This window comes from Thermodesulfovibrio hydrogeniphilus (assembly GCF_054657355.1).
The window spans coordinates 1-25,701 of sequence record NZ_BAAHYW010000002.1 but is presented as its reverse complement, the minus strand read 5'-3'; the positions used below and the strand labels follow the sequence as shown (position 1 = coordinate 25,701).

Genomic DNA, 25,701 nt, shown 5'->3' with positions numbered 1-25,701 from the left:
CCAATCACTAACCACCAGCCACTAATTTAACTTTTGCTCCAGGTGTAAGTCTTAGCTGTCCATCAACTACAACTGTCTCTTTAGGGTTTAAACCCTTTTCAATAACAACTTCATCTGCGTATCTAATGCTTGGAACAACTTCTCTCATCTCAGCTGTCATATCAGGTTTTACTACAAAAACATAATCTCCTTTTTGCCCGGTTTGAAGTGCTCTAAATGGAATAACAACTACGTTTTTCTTTACTCCTATAGTCAGTGCAACATTTACAAATTGTCCCGGCCAAAGGATTTTGTCTTTGTTTGGAAATTCAGCCTTAAGCTTTATTGTTCCTGTTGCAGGATCAACTGCATTGTCAATAAAAACTACTTTTCCCTCTGCTGTGTAAGAGCTATCAGTAGCTTTAACAATTACCTGAGTCTTTAAAGAACCTTCTTTCATTGCCTTTTTAATTCTTAAAAGCTCTTGCTCTGGAACTGAAAAACGCACATAAATTGGTGTTATTTGATTTATTGTTACAATTTGTGTATCATTAGCCTTAATCATGTTTCCAGGATGAACCATAAGAGAGCCAACTTTTCCATCAATTGGAGAGTAAATGTAGCAGTAACTAAGCTGAAGTCTTGCATTTTCAAGGATTGCCTGCTGTGCTTTTACAGTTGCCTGCAGTGAATCATAGGCTGTCTTTATCTTTTCAAATTGCTGACGAGAAACAAGTCCTTCCCTGTAAAGTTCATCATATCTTTCAAGCTCTGACTTTGCAAATTCAAGCTGAGCTTTACTGCTCAGAAGATTAGCCTCAGCCTGCCTTACAGCTTCTTCAAAAGGTCTTGGATCAATGACAAATAGAGGCTGCCCTTTTTTAACCTCATCTCCTTCTTTAACATAGGCACGAAGAAGTTGCCCTTCAACCCTTGATTTAATTGTAACTGTTGAGTAAGCCTCTACATTACCTATTGCAGTAATTTGAATTGGTACATCTTTTACAGTTGCCTGTGCAACAACAACAGGAATGACTGGTTGAGCCTTTTTTTGATCAGATTTTGAACAGGAAATGATTAAAAAGCAGATTAAACAAAAGATAGGGATTTTTCTCAAACTATTCATTTTACCCTCTCAAATTAGCATGTAAGCACTTACTAAAATAAAAAATTGAATAGGACATTGTCAAGAAAAAAGTTGAATTTGTGGTTACTATATTAAAATGTCATCTGTTTTTACTAAATTGAAATGTCACATATATGTTAACCTCCTTCTTTTAGGCAAGCAATCTAAAGGAAGGAGGTTTTATGGAGAAAAAAATACATTTTTACGGAGGAAGAGTTGAAGAGGTTTGAAGTAATGAATCAAGTCTTATCAGGCTTTTTAACCCTTAAACAAGCTCAGGAGATATTAGGGTTGAGTTACAGACAGGTTTTAAGGCTAAAGGAGAGGTTCAAGTTTCAGGGTTTTGAGGGGCTTTTAAGGAAAATACCTGAGCCACCCACAGCCCTAAAGATTGACTCTTCCGTCAAGGATGAGATCATAAGCTTGAGAAAGTCCTTGTACTGGGATTTCAACATACTTCACTTTAAGGATAAACTTAAGGATGTTCATGACATTAACTTAAGCTATGAAAGTATAAGAAAGATATTGATACAGGAAGGGTTACATGAACCTAAGAAGAAAAGAAAAGTATACCGAAGGAGAAGGAGGATGCCTAAGGCAGGAATGCTTGTGCAGATGGATTCATCTCAACATAGGTGGATTGAAGGTATTGGGCAGCAATGGTGGCTTGTAGCAATGATAGATGATGCAGATGGATTTGTGTATGCTGAATTTCATCCATCTGAGACAGTATGGGCACAAATATGTCAGTAATAAGAGCATATATAGAGCAAAGAGGTGTCTTTATGGCTTTATACACTGATAAAGCCTCTCACTTTAGGACAACAAGACATGGAGGGCTTCACTATCATGTTGAAGTACAACATAAAGAAACCCAGATTGCAAGAGCATTAAATGAATTGGGGATTAAACTAATCAATGCAAATACTCCGCAGGCAAAAGGAAGAGTTGAACGTAAGTTTAGATTTTTTCAGGACAGGCTTATTAAGGAGATGAGATTAAGTGGTATAAGGGATTATGATGAGGCTAACAAGTTTCTCAAAGAGGAATTTCTTACATGGAGTAACAGTAGATACACTCTTTCTGTAGAGAGTCTTTATATGCCTGTGGCTACAGAAAAAGACCTTGACCTTGTCTTTTCAATAAAACATCCAAGAAAAGTGAACAAAGACAACACATTAAGATACTGTGGAGGAGTTTATCAGATACTTCCTGTAAAGGGAATTAAGAGCCTTGCAGGCAAATGGGTAGAGGTTTGTGAACTTAGAGACGGTAGAATGGAGATATTATGGGAAGGCAAACGTATAGGATATTCAGAAATAAAAGGATTAGATAAGACAGAAAAAGAGAGACTTAAAGAGAAAGAAGAGATTTTAAATCTCAGGACTTATATAGAGGAACAGAGAGAGCAGAAGGAAAAGAAAAAATATAAACCTGCAGCTAATCACCCTTGGAGGAGAAGCTTAAAATAAAATGTGACATTTTAATGTAGTAATAAAGTGTGACTTGACTTTAGTAATAACAGAAAAAAGTTGAATTTAAAAATACCAATAGAAATCCAATAATAGCTATAACCATTTTAAAATTAAGTATTTTTTCTGTCATTGCGAGCATCCTTTTATTTTTTACTGTTATTGCAAGCAGTCAGAAAGACTGGAAGCAATCTCTCCTTTTTGAAAGAGAAAGGCGAGATTGCTTCGGGCACTTCGTGCCCTCGCAATGACGGAGAGGTGAGAGTCTTTGCGAGGCATCCGTTAGGTGGCTGTGTCATAACCCCTTTTTTGTCAGATTTTTCTCCTCAAGGCTTTTCAAAACATATTGAAAATTCTAAAAAATTTTTGTACAAAGCAGACTGATTTAAGAGAATTGGGAGATTGCGACACAGCCACGACAGGCAGACGTGGCAATCTCGTTTTTTACCTTTTACTCCTTACATCTCACTTCTCACTTTTTACGTCTTATGAATGTTTAGAGATTGCTTCCTCCTCGCTACGCTCGGAGTCGCAATGATAATGAGAGGTTCACCATTCACTATTCACCATCCATCAATCAAAGACTGCTTCGCCCCATCGAGGGACTCGCAGTGACGGTTTGGGGCATAAAAAAACCGAGATTGCTTCGTTGCAAATCTTTAGCAAGCCAAAGGCGTGACTACCATTCGCATTGACACTTGAGAATTGAACAATTTAGATAACACTTTTTTATATCAAAAAAATTGGAAGAATGCCTAAAATAGAAATTCCTGCTGCACAGATAAAAAGAGCTGTTTTAGTCTCTATTGAAATATAAGGCTGAGGTGTCTTTACAGGGTCTTTCATATACATGTACATTACTATTCTTAAGTAGTAGTATGCTGAAACTACTGTAAATATCACCGCAATTACGACAAGCCAAGTAAATCCTGCTTTTATTGCCTGCAAGAATATGTTAAATTTAGCTATAAATCCTGCTGTAGGTGGAACTCCTGTCAAAGAAAACATAAAAATAAGCATTGCAAAAGATAGGGCTGGATGAAATTTGTGCAATCCCTTATAATTTTCTATATCCTCTTCACTGAAGGCAATAACAGCCACAAAAGCACCAATATTCATAAGTGTATAAACAAACATATAAGTAAGCACAGAGCTGTATCCATCCAATGTTGCCACAATGAGACCTAATGTAATGTATCCTACATGAGCAATGCTTGAGTAGGCAAGCATTCTTTTAATATTTTTCTGAGGTAGAGCAAGAATATTTCCAATGATAATTGTAAGGGCAGAAAATACAATTAAAAAACTGCTCCATTGAATATGATAATTTCCAAAAATTTCAATTAAAAATCTTCCAAATGCACCAAGAACTGCTACTTTAGGCACAGTTGATATAAAGGCAGTAATAGGTGTTGGAGCTCCTTCATAAACATCAGGTGCCCACATGTGAAATGGAACGAGGGCTATTTTAAAAACAAGTCCAATTATAAAAAGTCCAAGCCCAAAAAGAGAAAGAGAAGGATTTTTATTAATTGATTGAATTATTTGAATAAAATCTGTAGAATTTGTAGCACCATATATCAAAGCTATGCCAAAAAGCATAATTGCTGTTGAAAATCCTCCAAGCATGAAATATTTTATTGCAGCCTCATTTGCCCTTTTATCATACTTTCTTGTTGCAACAAGAGCATAAACACTTAATGCCATCATCTCAAGGGAAACAAAAAAGCTAATCAATTCTCTTGCAGATACAAGAAGCATCATTCCAATGCATGCAAACATAATTAGAGCAATAGATTCATTAACAACAATAAGTCTTTGCTTCAAATAAGTAAGAAGTGCCAAAATTGAAAGAGCTGTTCCAACAAGAATTGTAATTTTAAGATATATTGCAAAAGAGTCATTCAAAAACATTTCTCCAAAGGCTTTTCCTTCAAATAAAAGGGTAAGTGGCATAGTGATTAAAATAAATACCACAGAAAGCCAAGCAAGAAAAGATTTGTTTATCTTAAGCACTCCCAAAAGTAAAATTATAAATGCAAATGCTGTTAACGTAATTTCTGGAATTAGTGCATCAAAGTTAAGAGGAATCTGAGGAACATTCATCTTATCACTCCTACGATAGAATTGATATGATTAAGAAGTTCTCGCACTGATACATCCATAAAACTTAAAATACTGTTTGGATAAAATCCTATCCACAAAACCAATATGGCAAGTGGAATAAGTGTAAGCATCTCTCTTGCATTTAAATCTCCGTAACCTTGAATATGCTCAAGGAGATATTCGTTTGTTTTTTCAAAAAACACTCTTTGATATAGCCAAAGCATATATCCTGCACCGATTATAAGAGCTGTTGCAGCCAAAATACTCATTAGCTTCCATGATTTGAAAGCACCAAGTAAAATTAAAAACTCACCTATAAATCCATTTGTTCCCGGCAGTCCTATTGAAGCTAAAGTAAAGAGCATGAAAAATGATGAATAAGCAGGCATAAGAGTTGAAAGTCCTCCATAATTCGCAATCACTCTTGTATGGGTTCTCTGATAAACTATACCAACGCATAAAAATAAAGCTCCAGTCACTATTCCGTGATTTATCATTTGTAGCACCGCACCTTGAATTCCTTGATGATTTAAAGCAAAAATTCCTAATGTTACAAATCCCATATGACTTACAGAGCTGTAAGCAATAAGTCTTTTCAGGTCAGTTTGAACAAGACAAATAAGTGCTCCGTAAACAATCGCTATTACTGATAAGATTAACATAAGAGGCTTTAAAGCCATTGTTGCCTCAGGAAACATAGGAAGATTGAACCTTAAGAAACCGTATGTACCCATTTTTATTAATATTCCTGCCAATATAACGCTTCCAGCTGTCGGAGCTTCAGTATGAGCATCAGGCAACCATGTATGCACGGGCCACATTGGCACTTTTACTGCAAAAGCAGCTAAGAAAGCCAAGAAAAGCCAAATCTGCATATTATATGGATATGAATATTTGCTAAGCACAAGAATATCTGATGTTCCTGTGTGGATATACAAAACAATAATTCCAATAAGCATGAAAAGGGAGCCAATGAATGTATAGAGGAAAAACTTTATTGCTGAATATATTCTGTTTGGTCCTCCCCAGACTCCTACAATAAGATACATTGGAATGAGCATTGCTTCCCAGAATATATAAAAAAGAAATGCATCAAGACTCATAAAAACACCTATCATTGCTGCATGTGTAACAAGTAATGCAACATAAAACTCTTTAATTTTTTTATTTATCTCATGCCAAGAGACAAGCACACAAAGAATTGTAAGAAGACTACTTAAAAGAATAAAAAGAACACTTATTCCATCAACTCCAAGCGCATACTTTATTCCCCATTGAGGTATCCAGAGATACTCTTCTTTAAACTGCATTAAAGCTGTGTTTTTATGAAAAGACAGATAAAGCGGAAGACTTAGGGCAAATTCTATTAGTGAAATCAAAAAAGCTGAAATTTTAATTAACTCTTCTTCTTTTCTGTTAATCAACAAAATAAACAGAGAGCCTGCCAGAGGGAAAAATATTAGAATAGAGAGAATTGGAAGTTTTACTTTATTAAACATTAAACCAAAGGAGACAATCATAGCACCTATGAGTGTTAGAGCTAAAAATGAAATTATTAAATTTTTCCTTAATTCAGTTTTTTCAGAGTTTGCTAATCCAACAGTTTCTGCTTGCATCCTCACCTCACAGGCTTAAGATTAAAATTAAGATTACACATACTCCAATAATCATCAAAATAGCATACTGCTGTAAATATCCGGTATGAAGCTTTCTCATAGCACTTCCTGCTAAATAGCAGAGCTTTGGAACTCCATTAACAACTCCCTCTATTATGCCCTTGTCTGTAAACTTCTCAATTATAATTCTTGAAAACCAAAGAGTAGGTTTTACAAAAACTGCATGATAAATCTCGTCAAAGTAATATTTGTTCCATAGAACCTTATAAACTCCATAAAACCTGTTATATAAAGCCTCTGCAATCTGAGGTTTAAAGCTGTATACAAACCATGCTAAGAAAATTCCAGCCAATGCTACAATAATTGAAACAGCCATAACAAATTTTTCCTGCTCATGCGGAACAGCTAACACAGGTTCTCCAATCACAGGAGCTATAAAATGTGGTACAGAAAAGTATCCAGCAACTATTGAAAAGAAAGCAAGTATCATTAAAGGAATTGTCATTACTTTCGGTGATTCATGTATATGCTTTAGCTGTGATTCATCGCCTCTGAATTTTCCGTGAAATGCAACAAAAAGAATTCTAAATGTATAAAAAGCTGTTAAACCAGCGGTAATTGTACCCAAAAGCCAAAGTATCTTACCATAGCCCTTTGCAGAGGCAAATGCATACCAGAGAATTTCGTCTTTACTGAAAAATCCTGCAAAAAATGGCACTCCAGAAATTGAAATAGCTGCAATAAGGAATGTTATGTAAGTTATAGGCATATATTTTTTCAAACCACCCATTTTATAAATATCAAGCTCACCTGCCATTGCATGCATAACAGAACCTGCGCATAAAAACAACAAAGCTTTAAAGAAAGCATGGGTATATAGATGGAAAATTCCAGCTCCATAAGCTACAACTCCACATGCTAAAAACATATATCCAAGCTGACTTATTGTAGAGTAAGCAATTATTCGCTTTATATCCCTTTGAACAACGCCAATTGTGGCAGCCATAAAACTTGTTATTGCTCCAGTGAATGCAACTACTGCAAGGGCTGTTTCAGATAGACTATAAAGAGGATTAAGCCTTGCAACCATAAAAACTCCTGCAGTAACCATTGTTGCAGCATGTATGAGAGCGCTCACAGGTGTTGGACCTTCCATAGCATCTGGAAGCCAAACATGAAGTGGAAGCTGTGCAGATTTTCCAACAGCTCCACAGAAAAGTAAAAGAGCAATCACTGTAATTAAATCTGCATTCAATCCTAAAATATTAATTGTAAGTCCTTGCAGTGCAGGCAGTTTTGGAAAAATATCATTGTAATTTACTGCATATACATTTACAAAAAGTAAAAATATTCCAAGAGCAAAGCCAAAATCACCTACTCTATTGACAATAAAGGCTTTTTTACCCGCATCTGCTGCAGATTTTTTCTCATACCAAAATCCAATCAAGAAATAAGAACAAAGTCCGACTGCTTCCCATCCAAAATAAAGCTGAACAAGATTATTTCCCATAACAAGCATCAACATTGAAAAGACAAATAAATTTAAATAGGCAAAATATCTGTAATAACCTGGGTCACCATGCATATATCCAATAGAATAAATATGAACAAGAAGGCTTACAGTAGTAACAACAATTAGCATTACAGCAGTCAGCTGGTCAATCAGATAACCAAAACTTACCTTTAAATCCTCTGAAAGTATCCATGTATAAAAATTGTATTCAAAAGTTTTTCCTGTAAAAACTTGATAAACTGCAAACAAAGAAACAATAAAGGATAAAGCGATACTTGATACGGCAATAAAATTTATCTTTTTTGTACTTAGAAATCTGCCAAATATTATGTTAATCAGAAAGCCTGCAAGAGGAAAAATAGGAATAAGCAAAAACAGTTTTTCCATTCTACCACCTCAACCTGTTAATTTCGTCTGAATGATTAACTCCTGTGCTTCTTACAAGGGCAAGAACAATTGCAAGTCCAACAGCAGCCTCTGATGAAGCAACAGCAATTGTGAAAAGAACAAAAATCTGACCTGTATAATTTCCACTGCAGTAGCTAAAAGAGGCAAAGGCTATATTTACAGCATTAAACATAATTTCAAGACACATAAGCATCACAATGAGGTCTCTTCTTACTACAAAACCTATAAGTCCGATGGTAAAGAGAGTTAAGCTCAAAAAAAGATATTCGTTTATCATTTCTCTTCCCTCGGATGCTTTTTAGCAATTATAATTCCTCCAATTAAGGCAACTAAAAGAACAAGTGATAAAATCTCAAAAGGCAAAAGATAATAAGAATAAAGCAAACTTGCCATGAATGAAAGATTATTTTGAATTGGAACAGTAACTTCAATTCGCATATTTTTCAGATATCCATAAAAAATTGCAAAAAATAAAAGACTTGTCAAAAGCCCTGCTCCTGCAAATCTGACAAATTTGCTGTGTTTTAACTCTTCCTTTATATTCATGACCATTATTGCAAAAACAAAAAGTGCAAGCACTCCACCCACATAAACAATAATCTGAATTGCCATAAGAAATTCAGCATTAAGAAATAGAAAAACTGCTGCAACATGTAGTAGAAAAATCAAAAGAAAGAAAGCACTATGAATTATATTTCGTGATGCTATAACACCTATACTCAACAGAGCCATGCTGATATAAAAATATATGAAAAATGCATTGTCAACTGGAGATTGACTCATTTTGCTCCTCCCTTTTAATTTCAACAGCTCTTTTAATGGGAATTGGTCCTTGTTCTCTCTTTGTTTTGGGCCATCTTGATGGATCAATTCCCGGAGGTTGCCAGAATTTGTTGAAATAATAATCATGGGGCCATTTTTTTGTGAATTCGTCCCAGTTTTTCAGAAGTTTTTCTTTATTGAATATAAGTTCTTTCCTATCATAAGAAGAATACTCATAATCCTCAGTTAAAACTAATGCACATACAGGACAAGCTTCAACACAGTAAGCACAAAATATACATCTTGAAGCATCTATTATATAATCTGTAACAACCATTCCCTTCTCTGTTTTTTCTCTTTTAATAAAGATGCATCGGGAAGGACATACTGTTGTGCATCTCATGCAACCAATGCATTTGTCATTGCCAGAAAATGGGTCTCTTACAAGTGCGTGTCTTCCTCTAAATCCTTCATAAACCTTTCTTCTTTCAAAGGGATACTGAATTGTGACAGATTTGCTGAAAAGCATCTTAAGGGTAAGAGCCAATCCTTTGAAAACTTCTATGAGGAAAATTTTATTTAAAAGCTCTCGCAAATTCATAACCTTCCTCAATGGTAATATTTAAACAATGATGTTATAACTATATTCAACAAAGCCAAAGGAATAAGCACTTTCCATCCAATTGCCATAAGCTGGTCATAACGATATCTTGGTAAAGTTCCTCTAAGCCATAGGAAAAGGAAAATGTGAAAGTAAACCTTTAAAATAAACCAAATAATACCTGGAACTATTTCAAGAAACGGAAAGAATTTTAAAAGAAATGCAGGTACAGTCCATCCTCCCCAGAAACATATTGTTGCCAAAGCAGACATGCAAAACATTGCAAGATACTCAGCAAGATAAAAAAGTGCAAATCTTATACCTGAATACTCAACAAAATATCCAGCAACAAGTTCTGTTTCTGCTTCAGGTAGGTCAAAAGGAACTCGGTTAGTCTCTGCGAGCATTGCAACAACAAAAACAAAATATCCTATTATTTGTGGGAACAAAAACATTCCATACCAGTATTCCTGCTGCTTATTAACAATCTCAGTTAAATTAAAAGACTCTGCCATCAAAATAACCCCAACAAGGCTCATAGCAAGAGCTACTTCGTAGCTTATCATTTGAGCTGCTGACCTTAGTCCGCCCAAAAATGCATACTTTGAATTTGATGACCAACCTGCAAAAATTATTCCGTATGTACCAATACCTGCAATACCTAAAACATAGAGAATACCAACATTTATATCTGAAATAACCCAACCATCATTAACAGGAATCACTGCAAATGTGCTTAATGCAGCTGTTAAGCTGATAAGAGGAGCTATTGTAAAAATTCTTCTATCAACATTAGATGGAATGATGTCTTCTTTGAAAATAAGCTTAACCACATCAGCAATGGGCTGCAGAATTCCATGAGGACCTATAACCATTGGACCCAATCTAAGCTGAATATGCCCTATAACTTTACGCTCTGCATATGTCGCATAGGCAACATGAAGCATCAGAATTCCAAAGTATATTGCTGTTTTTATAATTGTCACAAAAATAACACTCAATGTCTCCATCATCTGTCACACTCACCTAAAACAATATCTATAGAGCCAATATTTGCAATAACATCTGCAATTAAACTCCCTTCGCACAGTCTTGGAAGTACTCCTACATGAACAAAGGACGGAGCCCTTACTCTCATTCTGTAAGGTTTTGCTGAATCATCGCATACAATATAATAACCCAGCTCTCCTCTTGGTGATTCAACAGAAGCATAAACATCAGTAAATTTTTTAATAAACTCTTCAATGGTTTTATCTTCAATGAATATCTCAAACTGAATATCTTTTTTGTCTATCTTAAGCGGAGACGCAGGCATTCTTATTCTTGGTGAATTTTCCGAAAGAATAGCTCCATCGGGCAACTTTTCTATGCATTGCTTGATTATTTTTGCGGATTGTCTGAATTCAAGCATTCTGCATTTATATCTGTCATACACATCGCCATTTTTTCCAAGAGGCACATCAAATTCCACTTTGTCATAAGCATCATATGGAAAAAATTTTCTAACATCATAATAAACGCCAGAGCCTCTAAGAGTAGGACCTGTAAGTCCCCAGTTTATTGCTTCCTCAGCTGAAATAACTCCAACTCCTTTTGTCCTTTTAAGCCAAATTCTGTTTTGGTCAATAAGAGTTTCGTATTCTTCAACTTTTTTTGGAAATTCATCTACAAATTTATATAGTTCTTCTAAAAATTGTTCATTAACATCGCAACGAACTCCTCCAATTCTTGGATAACTTACTGTAAGTCTGGCTCCTGTAACCATTTCAAAAAGTTCAAGAAGCTTTTCCCTGTCTCTCATTGCATAAAGAAAAACAGTCATTGCTCCAATATCAAGAGCATGAGTGGCAATCCATACAAGGTGACTACAAATTCTTGCCATTTCAGCCATCATAGTGCGAATAAATTTTGCTCTTTCAGGAACATCTATTCCAAGAAGTTTTTCAACAGCAAGGCAAAATCCTACATTATTAACCATGCTTGACAAATAATCCAGTCTATCAGTAATAGGAAGGGCTTGAACATATGTCAAATCTTCAGCAAGCTTTTCAACACCTCTGTGAAGATAACCAATGTGTGGTATACATTTTCTAATTACTTCACCTTCTACTTCAAGGACAAGCCGAAGAACTCCATGAGTAGCAGGATGATGGGGACCCATGTTTATGAGAAGCTCTCTTGTGTTTTCAGGATTCATCTTCCTTCCAACCCTTTGCCATATTTTTTAATTCTTTAAATGTCTCCCATTCTTTATCTCCAAGTTCGCTTCCAACTGGGTAATCCTTTCTAAGTGGAAATCCAATCCAATCTTCAGGAAGAAGAATTCTCCTTAAATCTGGATGCCCATTGAATACTATTCCAAACATGTCAAAAACTTCTCTTTCAAACCATTGAGCTGTAGCCCAAAGGTCTGAAACCGTTTGTATACAGCAACCCTGTTCTGGGACTTGAGCATTAATTCTGATTCTATGTCTGTGCTTTATTGACATAAGAATATAAATTACATCAAATCTTGGCTCTCTAAATCCAAGATAATCCACTGCTGTTAAATCTATGAGATAGTCAAATTCTAATGCGGGAGAACTTTTAAGATAGGAGAGTATTTCTTTTATTTTTTCCTTATTTACAGTAATGTCGCACTCTTCCCTAAAACATCTAAACCATAAAACCTCTTTTGGAAACTTTTCCTTAACTTTCTCTACGATCTCTATCGGTTTCATCTTTTCCCTGAGTTTTAGATTCTTTCATCAAACAAACACCCGATGAGCAAAAAGTCTTTGTATAAGATTGATTTTTTATTTTCTCTTGTAGATTTAAAATTCCTTCAATTAAAGCCTCTGGTCTTGGAGGGCATCCGGGTATATAAACATCTACTGGTAATATCTCATCCACTCCTTGAACAGTGCTATAAGTATTAAATATTCCTCCACTACAAGCACAGCTTCCCATTGCTATTACATATCGTGGTTCAGACATCTGATGATAAAGATTAACGATAACAGGTGCCATTTTCTTTGTAACAGTACCTGCAATAATCATAACATCAGCCTGTCTTGGAGATGCTCTAAATATTATTCCAAATCTGTCAAGGTCATAATGGGAAGCACCAGTTGCCATCATCTCAATCGCACAGCATGCAAGACCAAATGTAAGGGGCCAAAGAGAAGAACGCCTACCCCAGCTTGCTAACTTATCAATTGTAGTTATAATCGTGTTTGCAGCAGGCACAACCTTTATACCTTTTTCTACTTCTACTGGTTCAGTATTATTATCAAAAATCTTTATCAATCCTGCCATATATCAATCCTTATGCCATTCAAAAATATTTTTTCCAAGTGCATAGATGTATCCAATGATTAAAATAAAGATAAATAGATACATCTCTAAAAGAGCATAAAATCCAATTTTTTTATAAACAACAGCCCAAGGATAGAGAAAAACAGTCTCAACATCAAATATTACAAAGGCAATGGCAACGATATAAAACTTGACATTAAACCTCTCCCATGTATCTCCTGTTGAGGGAATTCCGCACTCATATGGAGTAAGCTTTAATGTGTAAGGTCTTTTTGGTCTGAAAAATTTACTTACTAAAAACATCGCAAGTCCGATGAGAAGAGAAATAACTATCACTATCAAAACTGGCAGATACTTGTCTCTTAATAAATTCTCTGGTCCCATCTATCTCCCTGCAAGTTAAGTATAGTTAAATATGATAACAAATTTTTAAGTTTTGTTAAAAGTTAAGACTGAAATAAATAAAAAAGAGTGCTACCTTTCTAAAGATAGCACTCATAGTTTCTTATTTATTCTCCTCTTGCGGAAGGCTCATCTGTTCTTCCTTTAAAAGCCTATTCCAATTCTTATCTATTGTTTCCTGAAATTGTTCAATCAGCTTTTCTTTTCCCGGCTCAAAAAGATGTTTAAATCTTCCCTGTGCTTTTAAAAATTCTACCACTGGCTTTTTCTCACGTGGCTTGAATGTCACTCTTGTCTCTCCGTTTTCTACTTCATACAGAGGCCAAAAGCATGTCTCAACTGCCAGTCTGCTTAGCATTATGGCATCATCTGTCCTTGACCTCCATCCACGATTACACGGGGAGAATATGTTTATAAACTTCGGCCCCTGTATCTCAAGTGCTTTCCTTACTTTCTTCATTAAGTCTGCCCAATGACTTGGTGATGCCTGCGCTACATATGGTATTCCATGTGCTGCCATTATCCGGGTGAGGTCCTTCCTCTGCTGAGGCTTCCCGGGTATTGCTGAACCTACTGGACATGTTGTTGTGTCTGCAAAGGTTGGTGTTGCACCTGAACGCTGTATTCCTGTGTTCATGTATGCTCCGTTGTCATAGCAGATGTAAAGCATGTTATGCCATCTTTCCATTGCTCCCGATAAAGCCTGAAATCCTATGTCATATGTTCCTCCATCTCCTCCAAAGGCAATAAATTTTATCTCTTTGTCTATTTTGCCTTGCTTCTTTAATGATTTATACATCGCCTCTACTCCAGACAAGGTGGCAGCTACATTTTCAAAGGCATTGTGTATCCATGGCACTTTCCATGCTGTGTAGGTGGATATACAGGAGGAGACTTCAAGACATCCTGTTGAGCTCGCCGCTACTACCGGATAGTCACATGCTGCAAGTAGTACCATCTTCACCACTATGGGTGCTCCACATCCTGCACAAAGCCTATGCCCTGCTGTAAATCTTAGTTCTTGCTTTGATAGTTCTTTTAAGTTAATCGGTGTTGCCATGCTATTCCCTCACTCCTATGTATTCTTTTGTTGTCTTTATTTTCCCTGTCTCTGCTATCTCTTTAAGCTCCTCAATAACTTCTGCTGCATGCTCTGGCATAAAGTCCCTTCCACCCAGTCCATATATTCTGTTTATAAGCAATGGTTTTTCTTTGTGGTTTATCAAGCTTGTTGCTATGTCAAGATAAAGAGGTCCCATTGAGCCTCCAAATGCATCTGCTCTGTCAAGCACACATACTGCTTTAAGATGCTTTAAGGCTTGTGCTATCTCTTCATACGGAAATGGTCTGTAAAGTCTGGGTTTAAGTAGTCCTACTTTTATTCCTCTGTCTCTGTACTCATCAACAACATCCTTTGCTGTTCCTGCTGCTGAGTTAAGTATTACAAGTGCTATCTCTGCATCATTGAGTCTGTATGATTCAAATAGTCCATAGGCTCTGCCTGATATTTTTTCAAATTCTTTTGCTACTTGAAGCACTACTTGGGGAACTTTTTTGTAGACTTCCGAATTTGCCCTTCTTACTTCCATGTAAAGATCAGGCAGTATTAGTGGTCCGTAACTTTTTGGTTTGTCTATATCAAGCAGTGGATAAAGAGGCTTGTATTCTCCTACAAATTTTTGTACTACTTCGTCATCAAGATACTCTATTCTTTCTATTGAGTGGCTTATTATGAAGCCGTCATAGCATACCATGACTGGAAGTCTTATTTCCATGTGCTCTGCTATTCTGAATGCCTGTATTGTGTTGTCATAGGCTTCCTGTGCGTTCTCACTCCACAGTTGTATCCATCCACTGTCCCTTGCTCCCATTGCATCTGAATGGTCACAGTGTATGTTTATCGGGGCAGACAATGCCCTGTTTACAACTGGCATTACTATGGGAAGCCTTAAGCCTGAGGCTATAAATAGTATCTCCCACATGAGTGCCAATCCCTGTGATGATGTTGCTGTTGCAACCCTGCCTCCTGCAGCTGCTGCACCAACACAGGCACTCATTGCTGAATGCTCACTCTCAACCAGTATTAGCTCTGTCTTTACTTGCCCATTTGATACAAAGGAGGCAAATCTCTGCATTAGCTCTGTCTGAGGTGTTATCGGATATGCTGCACATACATCTGGATTTATCTGACGAAATGCATTGGCTACTGCCTCGTTTCCTGTTACTGCTACTATCTTCGTCATTACTTTACCTCCTCCTGCATTACTATTGCCTTGTTGCCTTTCTTGCCGGGACACTCCAATGCACAAATTCCACAGCCCTTGCAGTAGTCATAGTCAAATTCTTCCCTTTTTCCATCCTTTACTTTTACTGCATTGTCTGGACAGTAAAGCCAGCAAAGCAGACAATGGATACAGTTTTCCTTTATCCAAACAGGCTTGAATGTCCTCCATGAGCCTGTCTTGAATTTTAAGGCACTTCCTGCCTCAAGTATTACCATTCCTTCAGGTATTTCTTTCCAGCTCATCATCCCTGCTTTACCTCCTCGTAACCTCTCTTGACTGCAAGAAGGTTACCGTCTATTATTTTTTGTGCAAATTTCTTCCCAAAACTCTTCCTTACATCCTCAAGCAATGTCTCTAATTCAACAAGCCCTGTTGCCCTGTTTAATGCTCCTACCATCGGTGAGTTAGGCATTGGTCTACCAAAACACTCAATTGCTATCTTTGTTGCATCAACTACATAAAGCTTCTGCGTTGGCTTAAGCTTTAGCTTTTCCCTTAGCTCCTGTGGCTCCTTTGATGAGTTTACAACAAAAATTGCATCATCCTTTGCTCCTTCTGTAACATCTATGCTCTCTATGAGTGTGGGATCTACTACAACTACTACATCAGGATTTGCCACAGGACAATGCATCCTTAGTTCCTTTGAACTTATTCTGTTGTATGCCCTAAGTGGTGCACCTGCCCTCTCTGGTCCATACTCGGGAAATGCCTGAACATGTCTGCCTCCACTTAAACACGCATCAGCAAATACTTTAGCAGCAGTCACTGTTCCCTGCCCTCCCCTTCCATGCCACCTTATCTCTACTTTTTCCATATTACACCCCTTAAAAAATTTTATAATTATAGCAAAAAAAACTTATAATTGACAAGGTTAATATTTTTCAATTAAAAGAGTCCAAAAGTCTGTTTTTTGCCATTTACTTATAAACTTCTCGTAATCTATTCTCTCATCTTTATTTTTACCTGAATAAACGATTAAGCCGCTATTGTCAAAGCCAATAACAACCATAAAGTGATATTTTTTATAGAACCATATTCCCTCATCAACCATTACAATCAAAGGCTTGTTTGCTTTAATTTTTTCTTTTAAATCATCCAGGCTTCCCTTGTAGTGGATGCTCTTGAATCCCTTTTTCGTGGGATATAAAATCATATCAAAGTCTGATGTTCCCTTTGCTCCTTCACTGTAAATCTCTTTTGCAATTTTCTCAGGTGTAATCTCCAAACCTAAAAAATTCAATACAGAGGCTAAGGAGGTAGGTCCGCACTGAAAATCTTCAGACGGGAAAAATGGAACATTACTAATCATATATTCTTCTGCAAAAATGAGACAAGGAATTAATAAAATAATAACTATTAATGCCTTTGTATTTATCATCAAATCACAATTCATCATTCAAAATTAATATCATAACTCTGTCTATTCCTGCAAGGTCTTTAATAACATCAATAATTTCATAGCCCTCTTGGACAGCAAGATGCTTTATTTCTGAAGACTGATTTATTCCAATTTCAAAAAAAATCAATCCGTTATTGATAAGATAATTTTTAGCTTCTTTTAAAATTCTTCTATAAAAAATCAGTCCATCGTATCCTCCATCCAATGCCTGTATAGGTTCATAATCTCTAACTTCAGGTTGAAGAGAAAAAATTTCCTCAGTTCTTACATATGGAGGATTGGCAGTGATGTATGAAAAAGATTTATATTTGAATGGATGGAACAAATCTCCTACAATAAAGTAATTATTTTTAACATCATTGAAAGTTTTATTTTCAATGGCATAAGAAATTGCCTTCCAAGATATATCAACTCCAAATACTTTAAGATTAGGAAAAAGCTTAGCAATTGAAATTGCTATACATCCAGAGCCTGTGCACAAATCAAGCAGTCTTTTTCCGCATGTTTTGTTTGAATCTACTCTCTTTTGAAATTCCTCTACTATAATCTCTGTCTCTGGTCTTGGTATTAATACTCCGGGACCAACTTTGATTTTAACATTGTAAAAATCGCATTCACCGAGAATATACTCAAGAGGCTCTTTTTTAAGTCGCCTGCTTACAAGGCTGTCTATTAAATGAATTTGTTCAGGAGTTAGATGCGGATTTTCAGTGTATAGCTTTATTTTGTCTGTGTTTAAAATTTTGAGAACTATTGCAGTGGCTTGTTGTTCTGGATTATCAATTTTTCTGACTTTAAAAACATCAGTAATTTCCCTTATTTTTTCAATGGCTTTCACATTTCTTTTAATCTTTCAGCCTGATAATAGGCAATAAGGGCATCAATTACTTCATCAATATCACCATTTAAGAACTGTTCAAGTTTATACAGGGTAAGCCCGATTCTGTGGTCAGTTACTCTGTTTTGAGGAAAGTTGTATGTACGAATCCTTTCACTTCTCTCCCCAGTGCCAACCTGTCCTTTTCTCTCCGCTGCTCTTTCAGATTCTCTCTTTTGTCTTTCAATCTCAAGAAGCCTTGCCCTTAAAACCTTCATTGCCTTTTCTCTGTTTTTGATCTGGGATCTTTCATCCTGACACTGAACGATTATTCCTGTTGGAATGTGGACAATTCTTACAGCCGAATAAGCTGTATTTACTGATTGACCTCCTGGACCTGAAGAGCAAAATGTATCAATCCTTAAGTCCTTTTCATCTATCTTTATATCAACCTCTTCAGCCTCTGGAAGCACAGCTACAGTAGCTGTTGATGTATGAATTCTACCAGATGCTTCGGTTACAGGAATTCTCTGCACCCTGTGAACTCCGCTTTCATATTTGAGTCTGCTGTAAGCTCCTTTACCTGATATTAAGGCAATTATTTCTTTAAAACCACCAAGTCCTGTTGGATGTGAGTCAATGACCTCCACTTTCCAGCCCTTTGATTCAGCATACTTGGAATACATCCTGAACAAATTAGCTGCAAAAAGTGCTGCCTCCTCTCCGCCTGTTCCTGCCCTTATCTCCAAAATAACATTCTTTTCATCACGGGGGTCTTTAGGTAAAAGAAGAATCTTAAGCTCCTGTTCAACTTGCGGTTTTAACTTTTTTAGCTCCTGAAGCTCTTCTTCAGCGAGTTCTTTCAATTCATTATCAGCGCTTTTCAATAGTTCCTCAGCTTCTTCAATTTGAGCAATAATCTTTTTATATTCTCTAAGCTTTGTCACAATTGGCTGAAGTTCTGCCTGCTCTTTGGAATATTTCATATATTCTTCTTTATTTGAAAGCACTTTGGGATCAGAAAGTGCCTCAGTAATTTTTTCATATTTTTTTTCAATTTCCTGCAGCTTTTCAATCATGCCTTCACCTCCTCTTCAGAAAACTTTAATACAGCCTTTAATGCTTCACAAGCAACCTCTATCTGTGAAATATCTGGCTCTTTTGTTGTTATTCTTTGAAAAAGTAATCCTGGAAATACAAAAATTCTGGCAACTATATTATTCTGCCATTTTGCAGAAAGTTTTAATAATTCATATGAAATACCCGCAATCAGAGGCAGAAGCAATACTCTTGAAACTGCCTTCATGAAAAAACTCCACGAAGAAGGAATCATCGAGAAAACAAGAATACTTATTACAAGAACAATAAAAATAAAACTTGTTCCGCATCTTACATGCAACCTTGAATAATTCATTACTGCATGAGGCTCTAAGTTTTCTCCAGATTCAAAGGCATTTATTGCTTTATGTTCAGCTCCATGATAGGCAAAAATCCTTCTTATCTGACTCCAAAGACTGATTGCAAAAACATATCCAATAAATATCAAAACCCTGAGAATACCGTCAACAAGATTAAAAACAAATGAATTACTTGAAATCATGCCTACAAAATAATCCGCAACCTTTGTCAGATAAAGTGGCAAAAGGATAAAAAGCAAAACTCCTATTATTGAGGCTAAAAAAATAGACAACACAAAACTCCAAGGACTTGCTTTTTCCTCCTCAAAAGCTACTTGACTGCTAAAATCTATTGCCTTCATACCAAGCCATAGAGTTTCAAGAAGAATAAAAAAACCTCTGATCATAGGTATTTTGGTAAGGATGCCCTTTTTGTTAAATTTTTCTGTTTTTGTTACAATCTCTCCTCTGGGGTTTCTCACAGCCACCGCCCACCCCTCTGTGGACTTCATCATAACTCCTTCAATAACAGCTTGACCACCAATTGATTTACTTTTCATTTATTGCTCCAATCTAAATTTAGCGAACTTTTATAAAACCTCTGTTAGTCCGTAATTGCGAGCCTTACCATCTGTTTTTTTCCGTCATTGCAAGCATGGTGTAAGGCAGGCGTGGCAATCTCATAAAAAAGAGAGATTGCTTCCTCCTCCCTTTACTCAGAGTCGCAATGACGCTTAAGAATCGCTTAATTTATCTTCAAATAAAAAAGGGGTTAGAAATTAACAATATAAACTAACCCCTTTTTGTAGACTATTAAGAGCTATTTTTTTCCGTATTTTTTCATGAACTTCTCTACTCTACCCTCAGTATCAACAATTTTCTGCTTTCCAGTGTAAAAAGGATGACACTTTGAGCAAATATCAACCTTTATTACTTTTTTTGTGGAACGAGTTAAAAATGTCTCTCCACATGCGCATATTACTTTTACTTCTTTGTATTCAGGGTGAATTCCCTTTTTCATCCTCTCCTCCTGCGAATTTTTAATTGGTAAATTAAATTTTACCCTGAAAAGCACATTTTTAGCAAGCGAAAGATTTTTAAAAATAGAGATAGACACTCGTCACTGCGAGCCCCCTGTTGCGAGCCGATAGCGTGGCAATCCGCAACATCGTCACTGCGAGCCTCAGATTTTTTTGTCACTGCGAGCCTCCGAAGGAGGCGAAGCAGTCTCTAATTGGTAACTGGTGAATGGTGATTCGTGGATGGTGGATGGTGAACACCTCTCCGTAATTGCGAGGATACCCCCTCTCCATCATTGCGACTCCGAGCGAAGCGAGGAGGAAGCAATCTTGCCTTTTCCCCTTCAAAGAGATTGCTTCGCATGCTTCGGATGCTCGCAATGACAGCAAAAAATACTTAATTTTCAAATGGTTATACCAATTATTTGATTTCTATCGCTATTTTTGGCTCTAATGCGTGCAGTTGACCTGTGAAAGCATTTTTTTGTATTCTATTTTTGTGGGCCGTTAGCTCAGCTGGTAGAGCAGCTGACTCTTAATCAGCGGGTCGGAGGTTCGAATCCTCCACGGCTCATTTATTTTCAATGGTTTCAGAATTTTCTCCATTGACTACATAGCTTCTGGATAGCTTCCATCATTTTAGGCAATGCGACTTTGGTATAAATCTGTATGGTAGTTATCTGCTCATGCCCTAAAAGTGCTTGGATAACTCTTATATCTATGCCAAGCTAAATTAAGTGTGTTGCAAATGTATGTCTTCGCTAACGCTATTATTTGTGATAACTAATGACTGCCTTATCTGTATTCTTTTAATATAAAACGTGCGTCTATTATGAAACCTTTGTTCATATGTCATTACAAGTCTCACTGAAGATGAGGCATAGCAATCTCTCTTCCTTCATGTCCATCCTTTCATTGTAAGCAGTGCGAAGGCGTGGCAATCTCGTCTTTTGCCTTTTATGTCTCACCTCTTATGTTTTACGAATGTTTAGAGATTGCTTCGTCCCGAAGCCTGTCGTGAGCCGAAGGCATGGCGACCTCGCAATGACGGAAAGGTGGGAGACTGTCGCGATCCAACTGTCACCACGATTGTTTTCCCTTGATGCATCTATTTCAAATATAAATCTCTCCTTTCTCATTGACTAAGCCTCCATTTGATTTTTTTGATTTTCTTCCCTTATCCTATCATCGTGGGAACTCATTCAGGCTGCCTGAGTCTAATGTTCCGTTTAGGCTTTAGAAAGGGAGAAAGTTTTCTACAAAAAGGCTTTTAATTTATGTGAACTCATTGCTGTCCAAAATAATCTAAACTCATAAAAAACATCCGCATAAAATAAGACTTTTGGACAAGAAAATTTGCTTTTTCAAAATCAGGTTACCCCCTTTCTTTTTATTTGCTGTCCAATTAAACAAGTCTAAATTTTAACTGTTCTATTTGAGGCTCAATTTGCAGTGTCTCTGTCGGTTTATTTATCCATTCCCATAAATTCCTATATGTAAATAGGTTTAGTCTCAACAATGCAACTAGATTACTTAATGACCATCCAAATGTTGATAACTCCTTCAGATACTTCAGTATCAGTATCGCTATTAATGCCGTCCATATCTGTATCTTAAGTGCATTCGCTGATGTCCCTACAAAGGTTTTTACTCTTAGATTTTGTTTCAATGTCTTAAAAAATCTGTCCTGCCATCTGTCTTTGTATATCTCTGATATGGTCGTTGCACCAAAGTTCAGTTGGTTCGTGAGTAGCACAACTGTATCTTTTGTTTCCTTATCCATGACCTCTATCCTCCGTAGCTCATATGGACAGTCTTGCTCTGCATAAAAACCCTTAAGCTTGATTATCTCATCCCGAATTATGTTTTCTGTTCTTTGGCACTGGTAGGCTCTTTATCACTTTATAAGAGGCGTTGTCCTTTAACCTTGTTACAAAATATACCCCCTCCTCTGTCCATCTACCAAATAAAGCATAGTCAACACACCCTCTGTCTATTACTACTATGTCACCAGAACAAAATTGAAGTCTCCTTAATATGTTTACTTCGTGCACTTTACCTTCTGTTATATGCGCATATTCAGGTAAATATCCTGAGTGGTCAAGTAGTAAATGCAACTTTACCGCACCTTTAGTCTTTCTGAATTTTGCCCAGTCAAATACTGTTGCACACAACTCTATTACAGATGCATCAAAGCTCATTAGCTTGTTCTTAAATCTGAATTTCCTCTTGCCAGTAAATTTAGACTGACATCTCTGAAAAAGCATATAAAATACTGCTTGAAAAAGTTCCCACGGTCTGTGTTCATTTGCATAGGCAAGGGTAGAGCTCTTTGGAGCTTCTTTTATACCAAGATGCCTTAACTTGCCAACGCAACTGGCAAGTCCATTACATATCTCTCTTAGAGAATGCGCCTGCCCAAGTTGACAAAATAACATAGCTACAAATTGCCCCCAACTCGTAAACCCTTTTGCTCTACGCTCAGCTTCTGTCTGCTTTGACTGACTTCTCAAATTCTAATCTTGGAAAAAGGGATAGAATTTGACTGAAAATACTGCTATACTTATTCATATACATCTCCGATCTGGGTCTTTAATTTTTAAGCTAAATGTTTATCTATTTTACCCAGATCGGAGCTTTTTAAAAAATTTATTTTGGACAAGAGTGGAGCTGAAACATAAGAAAAAATACTCAGATTGATAGAGAAATTAATTCTTTTGGGAATTTGAATATTCCAAAAAACAAGATTTCTTTCTAAAAAGTTGAAGATTAAGTTACATATTGCTTAAAATAGGCAGAGTTACGGTTTAATATTTGTTGCCCTGATATTATTTGTGAAATTAAAGACAAAAATATACAGTAGAAGAGGCAAATCTGATTTTGAGGAATCTGAAGTGCAAAGTATATGATAATGAATTATTTGTGCAGGAGTTGACTAAAAAGTATAAGGACATCTTTAATACCTTAGATATCATAGTGCCTAAAAAAATGGGAATTTAGGAAATAATGAAAAGTAACAATAGTTCTGTCAGTCTGTATCTATTTATAATCATCGGATGCAAAAGCTTCAAGCCTGATAGAGCCTAAAATCCTCCTAAATAAGGCTAAATAAATTATTAAAAAAATGCAGTTTAAGAAAGCAATATATAGAAGATAATCCCCTACAGATGAAAACTTTATAATTACAAATCCTGATAGATAAGTGCAAAGATTTAGATAAATGAGCCAGATACCTTTTTCAACTGCTGTGGCAATACTGATAAAAATGAGACAGAAGACAAGAGGAAGTATGACTATGAGATAATAAGGAAGAAACTGAAAAGCTGGTTCAAACTTTTGTCCAAAAAGCATTAAAAAAAGAGGCTTTCCAACAATTATCACGCCAATTTGAGCGAAAATTTCAAGCAAAACAATAATTCCCAAAATTTGAAGAACAAATGATTTAAGCCTTAAAGATTTTTTAAATGCAACAAATTTTGGAAAATAAACTCCAGCAATTGTAAGACAGAGCCAAATAAATGCTTTTCCTACAACTGAAAAAGACGCAAAATAGCCTGCAACATGTGGTTCAAATACTCTTCTAATAAAAATGTCATCTGCATAAATGAAAAATCCTGAAGGACAAACATAAAGAGCTATCTTAAGTAAATGTTTAAGATTCAGCTTTGCTTTTTCTCCTTTTAAATTTCCGTTAATCAAAAAAAGGGCTACTGCCGTGATAAAAACAGAAATAACAGTAGTTGAAAGCATTCCTCCGACTTTAAGACCAATTAATAGAAAAATGCCAGCAAAAATCAGTCTTGAGGTTAGCTCTACTGAGTTCATAAGAGCATAAAGAGGAAATCTTCCAGTTGCCTGAAGAAAGCTTTTTTCAACTGTAGTAATAAAAATTCCTATCCAAGCAAGGGCAATGATTAAGAAATAGTAAATTTCGCTTACTTTAAGAAAATTTTTAAGAAATGGAGAGAAGCAGATTAAAAAAATTCCTAATATCGTGCTACAAATGATTGCGAAGTTTCTTAGTGCCCTGAGATAAAAAAGTCTGTTTTCAAAATTTTCAACTACAGTTTTAACACTTGCTGTGCCAAGTGGAGATGCCACATTTCCAATAGTAAGCATGAAAGAGTAAAGAACAATAAACTCTCCATATCCCTCAGGTCCAAGCCCTCTGCTTACAATAGAATGAAAAACATAACCAAGAATATTCACATATAAAAATGCAAGACTAACTGAAGAGATATCCTTAATCATTTAAAATCCTGTAAAGATAGCTTTCAAACTGCTCAGAAATTTTTTCCCATGTAAAATTTTTAGCATAATTCCGTGCATTTTTTGAAAAATTTTGCAAAAGTTCATCATTATTCCATAGCACTAAAACTTTGTTTTTTAAATCTTCTGCATCCTCTGATTTAAAACTAATTCCAAACCCATTTTCAACAACATAACTTAATGAAGGAATATCTGACACAATAAGAGGCTTTCTCAATGCAGCAGCTTCAAGAGCTACAATTCCTTGAGCTTCATATCGGGATGGCATAATTAAAAATTTTGCATTTTTTATTACTTCAATCTTTTTCTTTCCTACAACTCTTCCAACATAGTGAATATTTTTAGTTTCTTTAATAGCCCTTTTTAACTTTTTCTCATCTTTGCCAGAACCAGCAATTATTATTGGAAAATCTAAATTTTTAAAAGCTTTTAAAATTATGTCAATACCCTTGTGATAAAAATCAATTCTTCCTAAAAAGGCAGTAATCTCCCTCTTCTGAAGTAATATTTAAAAATTTCTCAGGAATTCCATTTGAAATGATTTCTGCATTTTTAAGTTTGAATGCTTTTTTACATACTTCTGAAACAGTTATCACATTTTTAAACTTTTTTGGATATAAATTTTCTACTGCTATAAAAGGAAGACCAAAAATAAAGTATCTTCTGAAAATATTTATTCCTTCCTTTTGATGAACCTGCAAAACAACAGGAATTATATCCTGAAATCTATAGCTAAAAAGAGGATTCCATGGTGCAAAGTCTTCAACAATCACATCATAATCTGAAAAATGCTTCTTAAGATACTTTCTTGCCATCCATTGATAACTGAATGTGCTGATGTAATAATTTTTTGGAGAGCCAACAAATTTAAAATTTATACCTTCATCAAAGTAATCTCTTGCATCTGGATAATTTCCAGAAACAATGGTGACAGAATGACCTTTTTGGGCAAGTCTTTTGTAGATCTCCCACGCCCTTACAGCTCCTCCACCACCAATCCAGGGATTTTTGATATGGTCATAGATGAAATGTAGAATTTTCATTATAGTTCACATCACTCTTGTCCAAAATAAATTTTTTAAAAAGCTCCGATCTGGGTAAAATAGATAAACATTTAGCTTAAAAATTAAAGACCCAGATTGGAGGTGTATATGAATAAGTATAGCAGTATTTTCAGTCAAATTCTATCCCTTTTTCCAAGATTAGAATTTGAGAAGTCAGTCAAAGCAGACA

Annotated in this window: 28 protein-coding genes and 1 tRNA gene; 3 read left to right on the top strand and 26 right to left on the bottom strand. The window is 35.9% G+C overall.

Going from position 1 to position 25,701, the window contains the following annotated elements:
- Positions 1-7 precede the first annotated feature (7 nt).
- Positions 8-1,105: an efflux RND transporter periplasmic adaptor subunit gene (locus ACYQ3P_RS11720; RefSeq protein WP_460178118.1), complete on the bottom strand. Its 1,098-nt coding sequence runs from the start codon at positions 1,103-1,105 to the stop codon at positions 8-10.
- Positions 1,106-1,321: 216 nt separating this feature from the next.
- On the opposite strand from ACYQ3P_RS11720, the gene ACYQ3P_RS11715 reads away from it, so the two are divergent.
- Complete coding sequence (locus ACYQ3P_RS11715; protein ID WP_460178117.1) at positions 1,322-1,858, top strand: helix-turn-helix domain-containing protein; 537 nt, start codon at positions 1,322-1,324, stop codon at positions 1,856-1,858.
- Positions 1,849-2,577: a transposase family protein gene (locus ACYQ3P_RS11710; protein ID WP_460178116.1), complete on the top strand. Its 729-nt coding sequence runs from the start codon at positions 1,849-1,851 to the stop codon at positions 2,575-2,577. Before ACYQ3P_RS11715 ends, ACYQ3P_RS11710 begins: the two co-directional genes overlap by 10 nt.
- A 729-nt stretch (positions 2,578-3,306) precedes the next feature.
- Here ACYQ3P_RS11710 and ACYQ3P_RS11705 read toward each other — a convergent pair.
- The 20 genes from ACYQ3P_RS11705 to rpmE all read right to left on the bottom strand — a co-directional run bounded on the left by ACYQ3P_RS11705 (position 3,307) and on the right by rpmE (position 20,201).
- Complete coding sequence (locus tag ACYQ3P_RS11705; RefSeq protein ID WP_460178115.1) at positions 3,307-4,683, bottom strand: NADH-quinone oxidoreductase subunit N; 1,377 nt, start codon at positions 4,681-4,683, stop codon at positions 3,307-3,309.
- Positions 4,680-6,299, bottom strand: a complete 1,620-nt coding sequence (locus tag ACYQ3P_RS11700; RefSeq protein ID WP_460178114.1) for an NADH-quinone oxidoreductase subunit M — start codon at positions 6,297-6,299, stop codon at positions 4,680-4,682. The genes ACYQ3P_RS11705 and ACYQ3P_RS11700 overlap by 4 nt, the downstream gene beginning before the upstream one ends.
- Positions 6,300-6,306: 7 nt before the next feature.
- Complete coding sequence (gene nuoL, locus ACYQ3P_RS11695) at positions 6,307-8,199, bottom strand: NADH-quinone oxidoreductase subunit L (protein ID WP_460178113.1); 1,893 nt, start codon at positions 8,197-8,199, stop codon at positions 6,307-6,309.
- A gap of 1 nt (position 8,200) precedes the next feature.
- On the bottom strand, positions 8,201-8,497 hold the full coding sequence (gene nuoK / locus ACYQ3P_RS11690; RefSeq protein ID WP_460178112.1) for an NADH-quinone oxidoreductase subunit NuoK: 297 nt from the start codon (positions 8,495-8,497) through the stop codon (positions 8,201-8,203).
- Positions 8,494-9,003 carry an NADH-quinone oxidoreductase subunit J family protein gene (locus tag ACYQ3P_RS11685; protein WP_460178111.1) on the bottom strand — a complete coding sequence of 170 codons (510 nt, stop codon included), beginning with the start codon at positions 9,001-9,003 and terminating at the stop codon, positions 8,494-8,496. Before ACYQ3P_RS11685 ends, nuoK begins: the two co-directional genes overlap by 4 nt.
- Positions 8,984-9,583, bottom strand: coding sequence for a NuoI/complex I 23 kDa subunit family protein (locus tag ACYQ3P_RS11680; RefSeq protein WP_460178110.1), 600 nt, complete (start codon positions 9,581-9,583; stop codon positions 8,984-8,986). The genes ACYQ3P_RS11685 and ACYQ3P_RS11680 overlap by 20 nt, the downstream gene beginning before the upstream one ends.
- 8 nt (positions 9,584-9,591) lie before the next feature.
- Complete coding sequence (nuoH, locus tag ACYQ3P_RS11675; RefSeq protein WP_460178121.1) at positions 9,592-10,593, bottom strand: NADH-quinone oxidoreductase subunit NuoH; 1,002 nt, start codon at positions 10,591-10,593, stop codon at positions 9,592-9,594.
- Positions 10,593-11,780 (bottom strand): NADH dehydrogenase (quinone) subunit D, encoded by a 1,188-nt coding sequence (gene nuoD, locus ACYQ3P_RS11670; RefSeq protein WP_460178109.1) that lies wholly within the window; start codon positions 11,778-11,780, stop codon positions 10,593-10,595. The genes nuoH and nuoD overlap by 1 nt, the downstream gene beginning before the upstream one ends.
- Positions 11,770-12,303, bottom strand: coding sequence for an NADH-quinone oxidoreductase subunit C (locus tag ACYQ3P_RS11665; RefSeq protein ID WP_460178108.1), 534 nt, complete (start codon positions 12,301-12,303; stop codon positions 11,770-11,772). The genes nuoD and ACYQ3P_RS11665 overlap by 11 nt, the downstream gene beginning before the upstream one ends.
- Entirely contained in the window at positions 12,272-12,880 is a 609-nt protein-coding gene (locus ACYQ3P_RS11660; RefSeq protein WP_460178107.1) for an NADH-quinone oxidoreductase subunit B, read from the bottom strand. The genes ACYQ3P_RS11665 and ACYQ3P_RS11660 overlap by 32 nt, the downstream gene beginning before the upstream one ends.
- A gap of 3 nt (positions 12,881-12,883) precedes the next feature.
- A complete protein-coding gene (locus tag ACYQ3P_RS11655; protein WP_460178106.1) occupies positions 12,884-13,264 on the bottom strand; it encodes an NADH-quinone oxidoreductase subunit A in 381 nt (126 codons plus the stop codon).
- 121 nt (positions 13,265-13,385) lie between these two features.
- Positions 13,386-14,342 carry a thiamine pyrophosphate-dependent enzyme gene (locus ACYQ3P_RS11650; RefSeq protein ID WP_460178105.1) on the bottom strand — a complete coding sequence of 319 codons (957 nt, stop codon included), beginning with the start codon at positions 14,340-14,342 and terminating at the stop codon, positions 13,386-13,388.
- Position 14,343: 1 nt separating this feature from the next.
- A complete protein-coding gene (gene porA / locus ACYQ3P_RS11645) occupies positions 14,344-15,525 on the bottom strand; it encodes a pyruvate ferredoxin oxidoreductase (protein WP_460176891.1) in 1,182 nt (393 codons plus the stop codon).
- Positions 15,525-15,812 (bottom strand): 4Fe-4S binding protein, encoded by a 288-nt coding sequence (locus tag ACYQ3P_RS11640; RefSeq protein WP_460176892.1) that lies wholly within the window; start codon positions 15,810-15,812, stop codon positions 15,525-15,527. Before ACYQ3P_RS11640 ends, porA begins: the two co-directional genes overlap by 1 nt.
- Positions 15,809-16,381 carry a 2-oxoacid:acceptor oxidoreductase family protein gene (locus ACYQ3P_RS11635; RefSeq protein ID WP_460176893.1) on the bottom strand — a complete coding sequence of 191 codons (573 nt, stop codon included), beginning with the start codon at positions 16,379-16,381 and terminating at the stop codon, positions 15,809-15,811. The genes ACYQ3P_RS11640 and ACYQ3P_RS11635 overlap by 4 nt, the downstream gene beginning before the upstream one ends.
- A gap of 57 nt (positions 16,382-16,438) precedes the next feature.
- Entirely contained in the window at positions 16,439-16,963 is a 525-nt protein-coding gene (locus ACYQ3P_RS11630) for a C39 family peptidase (protein WP_460178104.1), read from the bottom strand.
- Complete coding sequence (gene prmC, locus ACYQ3P_RS11625; protein ID WP_460178103.1) at positions 16,950-17,804, bottom strand: peptide chain release factor N(5)-glutamine methyltransferase; 855 nt, start codon at positions 17,802-17,804, stop codon at positions 16,950-16,952. The genes ACYQ3P_RS11630 and prmC overlap by 14 nt, the downstream gene beginning before the upstream one ends.
- Positions 17,801-18,862: a peptide chain release factor 1 gene (gene prfA / locus ACYQ3P_RS11620; RefSeq protein ID WP_460178102.1), complete on the bottom strand. Its 1,062-nt coding sequence runs from the start codon at positions 18,860-18,862 to the stop codon at positions 17,801-17,803. Before prfA ends, prmC begins: the two co-directional genes overlap by 4 nt.
- Positions 18,859-19,740, bottom strand: coding sequence for a DUF1385 domain-containing protein (locus ACYQ3P_RS11615; RefSeq protein ID WP_460178101.1), 882 nt, complete (start codon positions 19,738-19,740; stop codon positions 18,859-18,861). Before ACYQ3P_RS11615 ends, prfA begins: the two co-directional genes overlap by 4 nt.
- A gap of 260 nt (positions 19,741-20,000) precedes the next feature.
- Positions 20,001-20,201: a 50S ribosomal protein L31 gene (gene rpmE, locus ACYQ3P_RS11610; RefSeq protein WP_460178100.1), complete on the bottom strand. Its 201-nt coding sequence runs from the start codon at positions 20,199-20,201 to the stop codon at positions 20,001-20,003.
- 499 nt (positions 20,202-20,700) lie between these two features.
- Here rpmE and ACYQ3P_RS11605 point away from each other — a divergent pair.
- Positions 20,701-20,773, top strand: a tRNA-Lys gene (locus ACYQ3P_RS11605).
- Between the two features lie 831 nt (positions 20,774-21,604).
- Here the strand turns inward: ACYQ3P_RS11605 and ACYQ3P_RS11600 are convergent.
- The 5 genes from ACYQ3P_RS11600 to ACYQ3P_RS11580 all read right to left on the bottom strand — a co-directional run bounded on the left by ACYQ3P_RS11600 (position 21,605) and on the right by ACYQ3P_RS11580 (position 25,511).
- Complete coding sequence (locus tag ACYQ3P_RS11600) at positions 21,605-21,982, bottom strand: hypothetical protein (RefSeq protein ID WP_460178099.1); 378 nt, start codon at positions 21,980-21,982, stop codon at positions 21,605-21,607.
- 67 nt (positions 21,983-22,049) lie between these two features.
- Positions 22,050-22,712 (bottom strand): IS4 family transposase, encoded by a 663-nt coding sequence (locus ACYQ3P_RS11595; protein ID WP_460178098.1) that lies wholly within the window; start codon positions 22,710-22,712, stop codon positions 22,050-22,052.
- A 526-nt stretch (positions 22,713-23,238) separates the two neighbouring features.
- Entirely contained in the window at positions 23,239-24,450 is a 1,212-nt protein-coding gene (locus ACYQ3P_RS11590; protein ID WP_460178097.1) for a lipopolysaccharide biosynthesis protein, read from the bottom strand.
- Complete coding sequence (locus ACYQ3P_RS11585; RefSeq protein ID WP_460178120.1) at positions 24,443-24,904, bottom strand: glycosyltransferase family 4 protein; 462 nt, start codon at positions 24,902-24,904, stop codon at positions 24,443-24,445. Before ACYQ3P_RS11585 ends, ACYQ3P_RS11590 begins: the two co-directional genes overlap by 8 nt.
- 25 nt (positions 24,905-24,929) lie before the next feature.
- On the bottom strand, positions 24,930-25,511 hold the full coding sequence (locus tag ACYQ3P_RS11580; RefSeq protein WP_460178096.1) for a glycosyltransferase: 582 nt from the start codon (positions 25,509-25,511) through the stop codon (positions 24,930-24,932).
- Positions 25,512-25,701 lie beyond the last annotated feature (190 nt).

Coding starts and splice junctions, on each gene's coding strand:
- ACYQ3P_RS11720 (WP_460178118.1), bottom strand. CDS start 1,105: ATGAATAGTTTGAGAAAAATCCCTATCTTTTGTTTAATCTGCTTTTTA.
- ACYQ3P_RS11710 (WP_460178116.1), top strand. CDS start 1,849: ATGTCAGTAATAAGAGCATATATAGAGCAAAGAGGTGTCTTTATGGCT.
- ACYQ3P_RS11705 (WP_460178115.1), bottom strand. CDS start 4,683: ATGAATGTTCCTCAGATTCCTCTTAACTTTGATGCACTAATTCCAGAA.
- ACYQ3P_RS11700 (WP_460178114.1), bottom strand. CDS start 6,299: ATGCAAGCAGAAACTGTTGGATTAGCAAACTCTGAAAAAACTGAATTA.
- nuoL (WP_460178113.1), bottom strand. CDS start 8,199: ATGGAAAAACTGTTTTTGCTTATTCCTATTTTTCCTCTTGCAGGCTTT.
- nuoK (WP_460178112.1), bottom strand. CDS start 8,497: ATGATAAACGAATATCTTTTTTTGAGCTTAACTCTCTTTACCATCGGA.
- ACYQ3P_RS11685 (WP_460178111.1), bottom strand. CDS start 9,003: ATGAGTCAATCTCCAGTTGACAATGCATTTTTCATATATTTTTATATC.
- ACYQ3P_RS11680 (WP_460178110.1), bottom strand. CDS start 9,583: ATGAATTTGCGAGAGCTTTTAAATAAAATTTTCCTCATAGAAGTTTTC.
- nuoH (WP_460178121.1), bottom strand. CDS start 10,593: ATGGAGACATTGAGTGTTATTTTTGTGACAATTATAAAAACAGCAATA.
- nuoD (WP_460178109.1), bottom strand. CDS start 11,780: ATGAATCCTGAAAACACAAGAGAGCTTCTCATAAACATGGGTCCCCAT.
- ACYQ3P_RS11665 (WP_460178108.1), bottom strand. CDS start 12,303: ATGAAACCGATAGAGATCGTAGAGAAAGTTAAGGAAAAGTTTCCAAAA.
- ACYQ3P_RS11660 (WP_460178107.1), bottom strand. CDS start 12,880: ATGGCAGGATTGATAAAGATTTTTGATAATAATACTGAACCAGTAGAA.
- ACYQ3P_RS11655 (WP_460178106.1), bottom strand. CDS start 13,264: ATGGGACCAGAGAATTTATTAAGAGACAAGTATCTGCCAGTTTTGATA.
- ACYQ3P_RS11650 (WP_460178105.1), bottom strand. CDS start 14,342: ATGGCAACACCGATTAACTTAAAAGAACTATCAAAGCAAGAACTAAGA.
- porA (WP_460176891.1), bottom strand. CDS start 15,525: ATGACGAAGATAGTAGCAGTAACAGGAAACGAGGCAGTAGCCAATGCA.
- ACYQ3P_RS11640 (WP_460176892.1), bottom strand. CDS start 15,812: ATGATGAGCTGGAAAGAAATACCTGAAGGAATGGTAATACTTGAGGCA.
- ACYQ3P_RS11635 (WP_460176893.1), bottom strand. CDS start 16,381: ATGGAAAAAGTAGAGATAAGGTGGCATGGAAGGGGAGGGCAGGGAACA.
- ACYQ3P_RS11630 (WP_460178104.1), bottom strand. CDS start 16,963: ATGATGAATTGTGATTTGATGATAAATACAAAGGCATTAATAGTTATT.
- prfA (WP_460178102.1), bottom strand. CDS start 18,862: ATGATTGAAAAGCTGCAGGAAATTGAAAAAAAATATGAAAAAATTACT.
- ACYQ3P_RS11615 (WP_460178101.1), bottom strand. CDS start 19,740: ATGAAAAGTAAATCAATTGGTGGTCAAGCTGTTATTGAAGGAGTTATG.
- rpmE (WP_460178100.1), bottom strand. CDS start 20,201: ATGAAAAAGGGAATTCACCCTGAATACAAAGAAGTAAAAGTAATATGC.
- ACYQ3P_RS11600 (WP_460178099.1), bottom strand. CDS start 21,982: ATGGATAAGGAAACAAAAGATACAGTTGTGCTACTCACGAACCAACTG.
- ACYQ3P_RS11590 (WP_460178097.1), bottom strand. CDS start 24,450: ATGATTAAGGATATCTCTTCAGTTAGTCTTGCATTTTTATATGTGAAT.
- ACYQ3P_RS11580 (WP_460178096.1), bottom strand. CDS start 25,511: ATGAAAATTCTACATTTCATCTATGACCATATCAAAAATCCCTGGATT.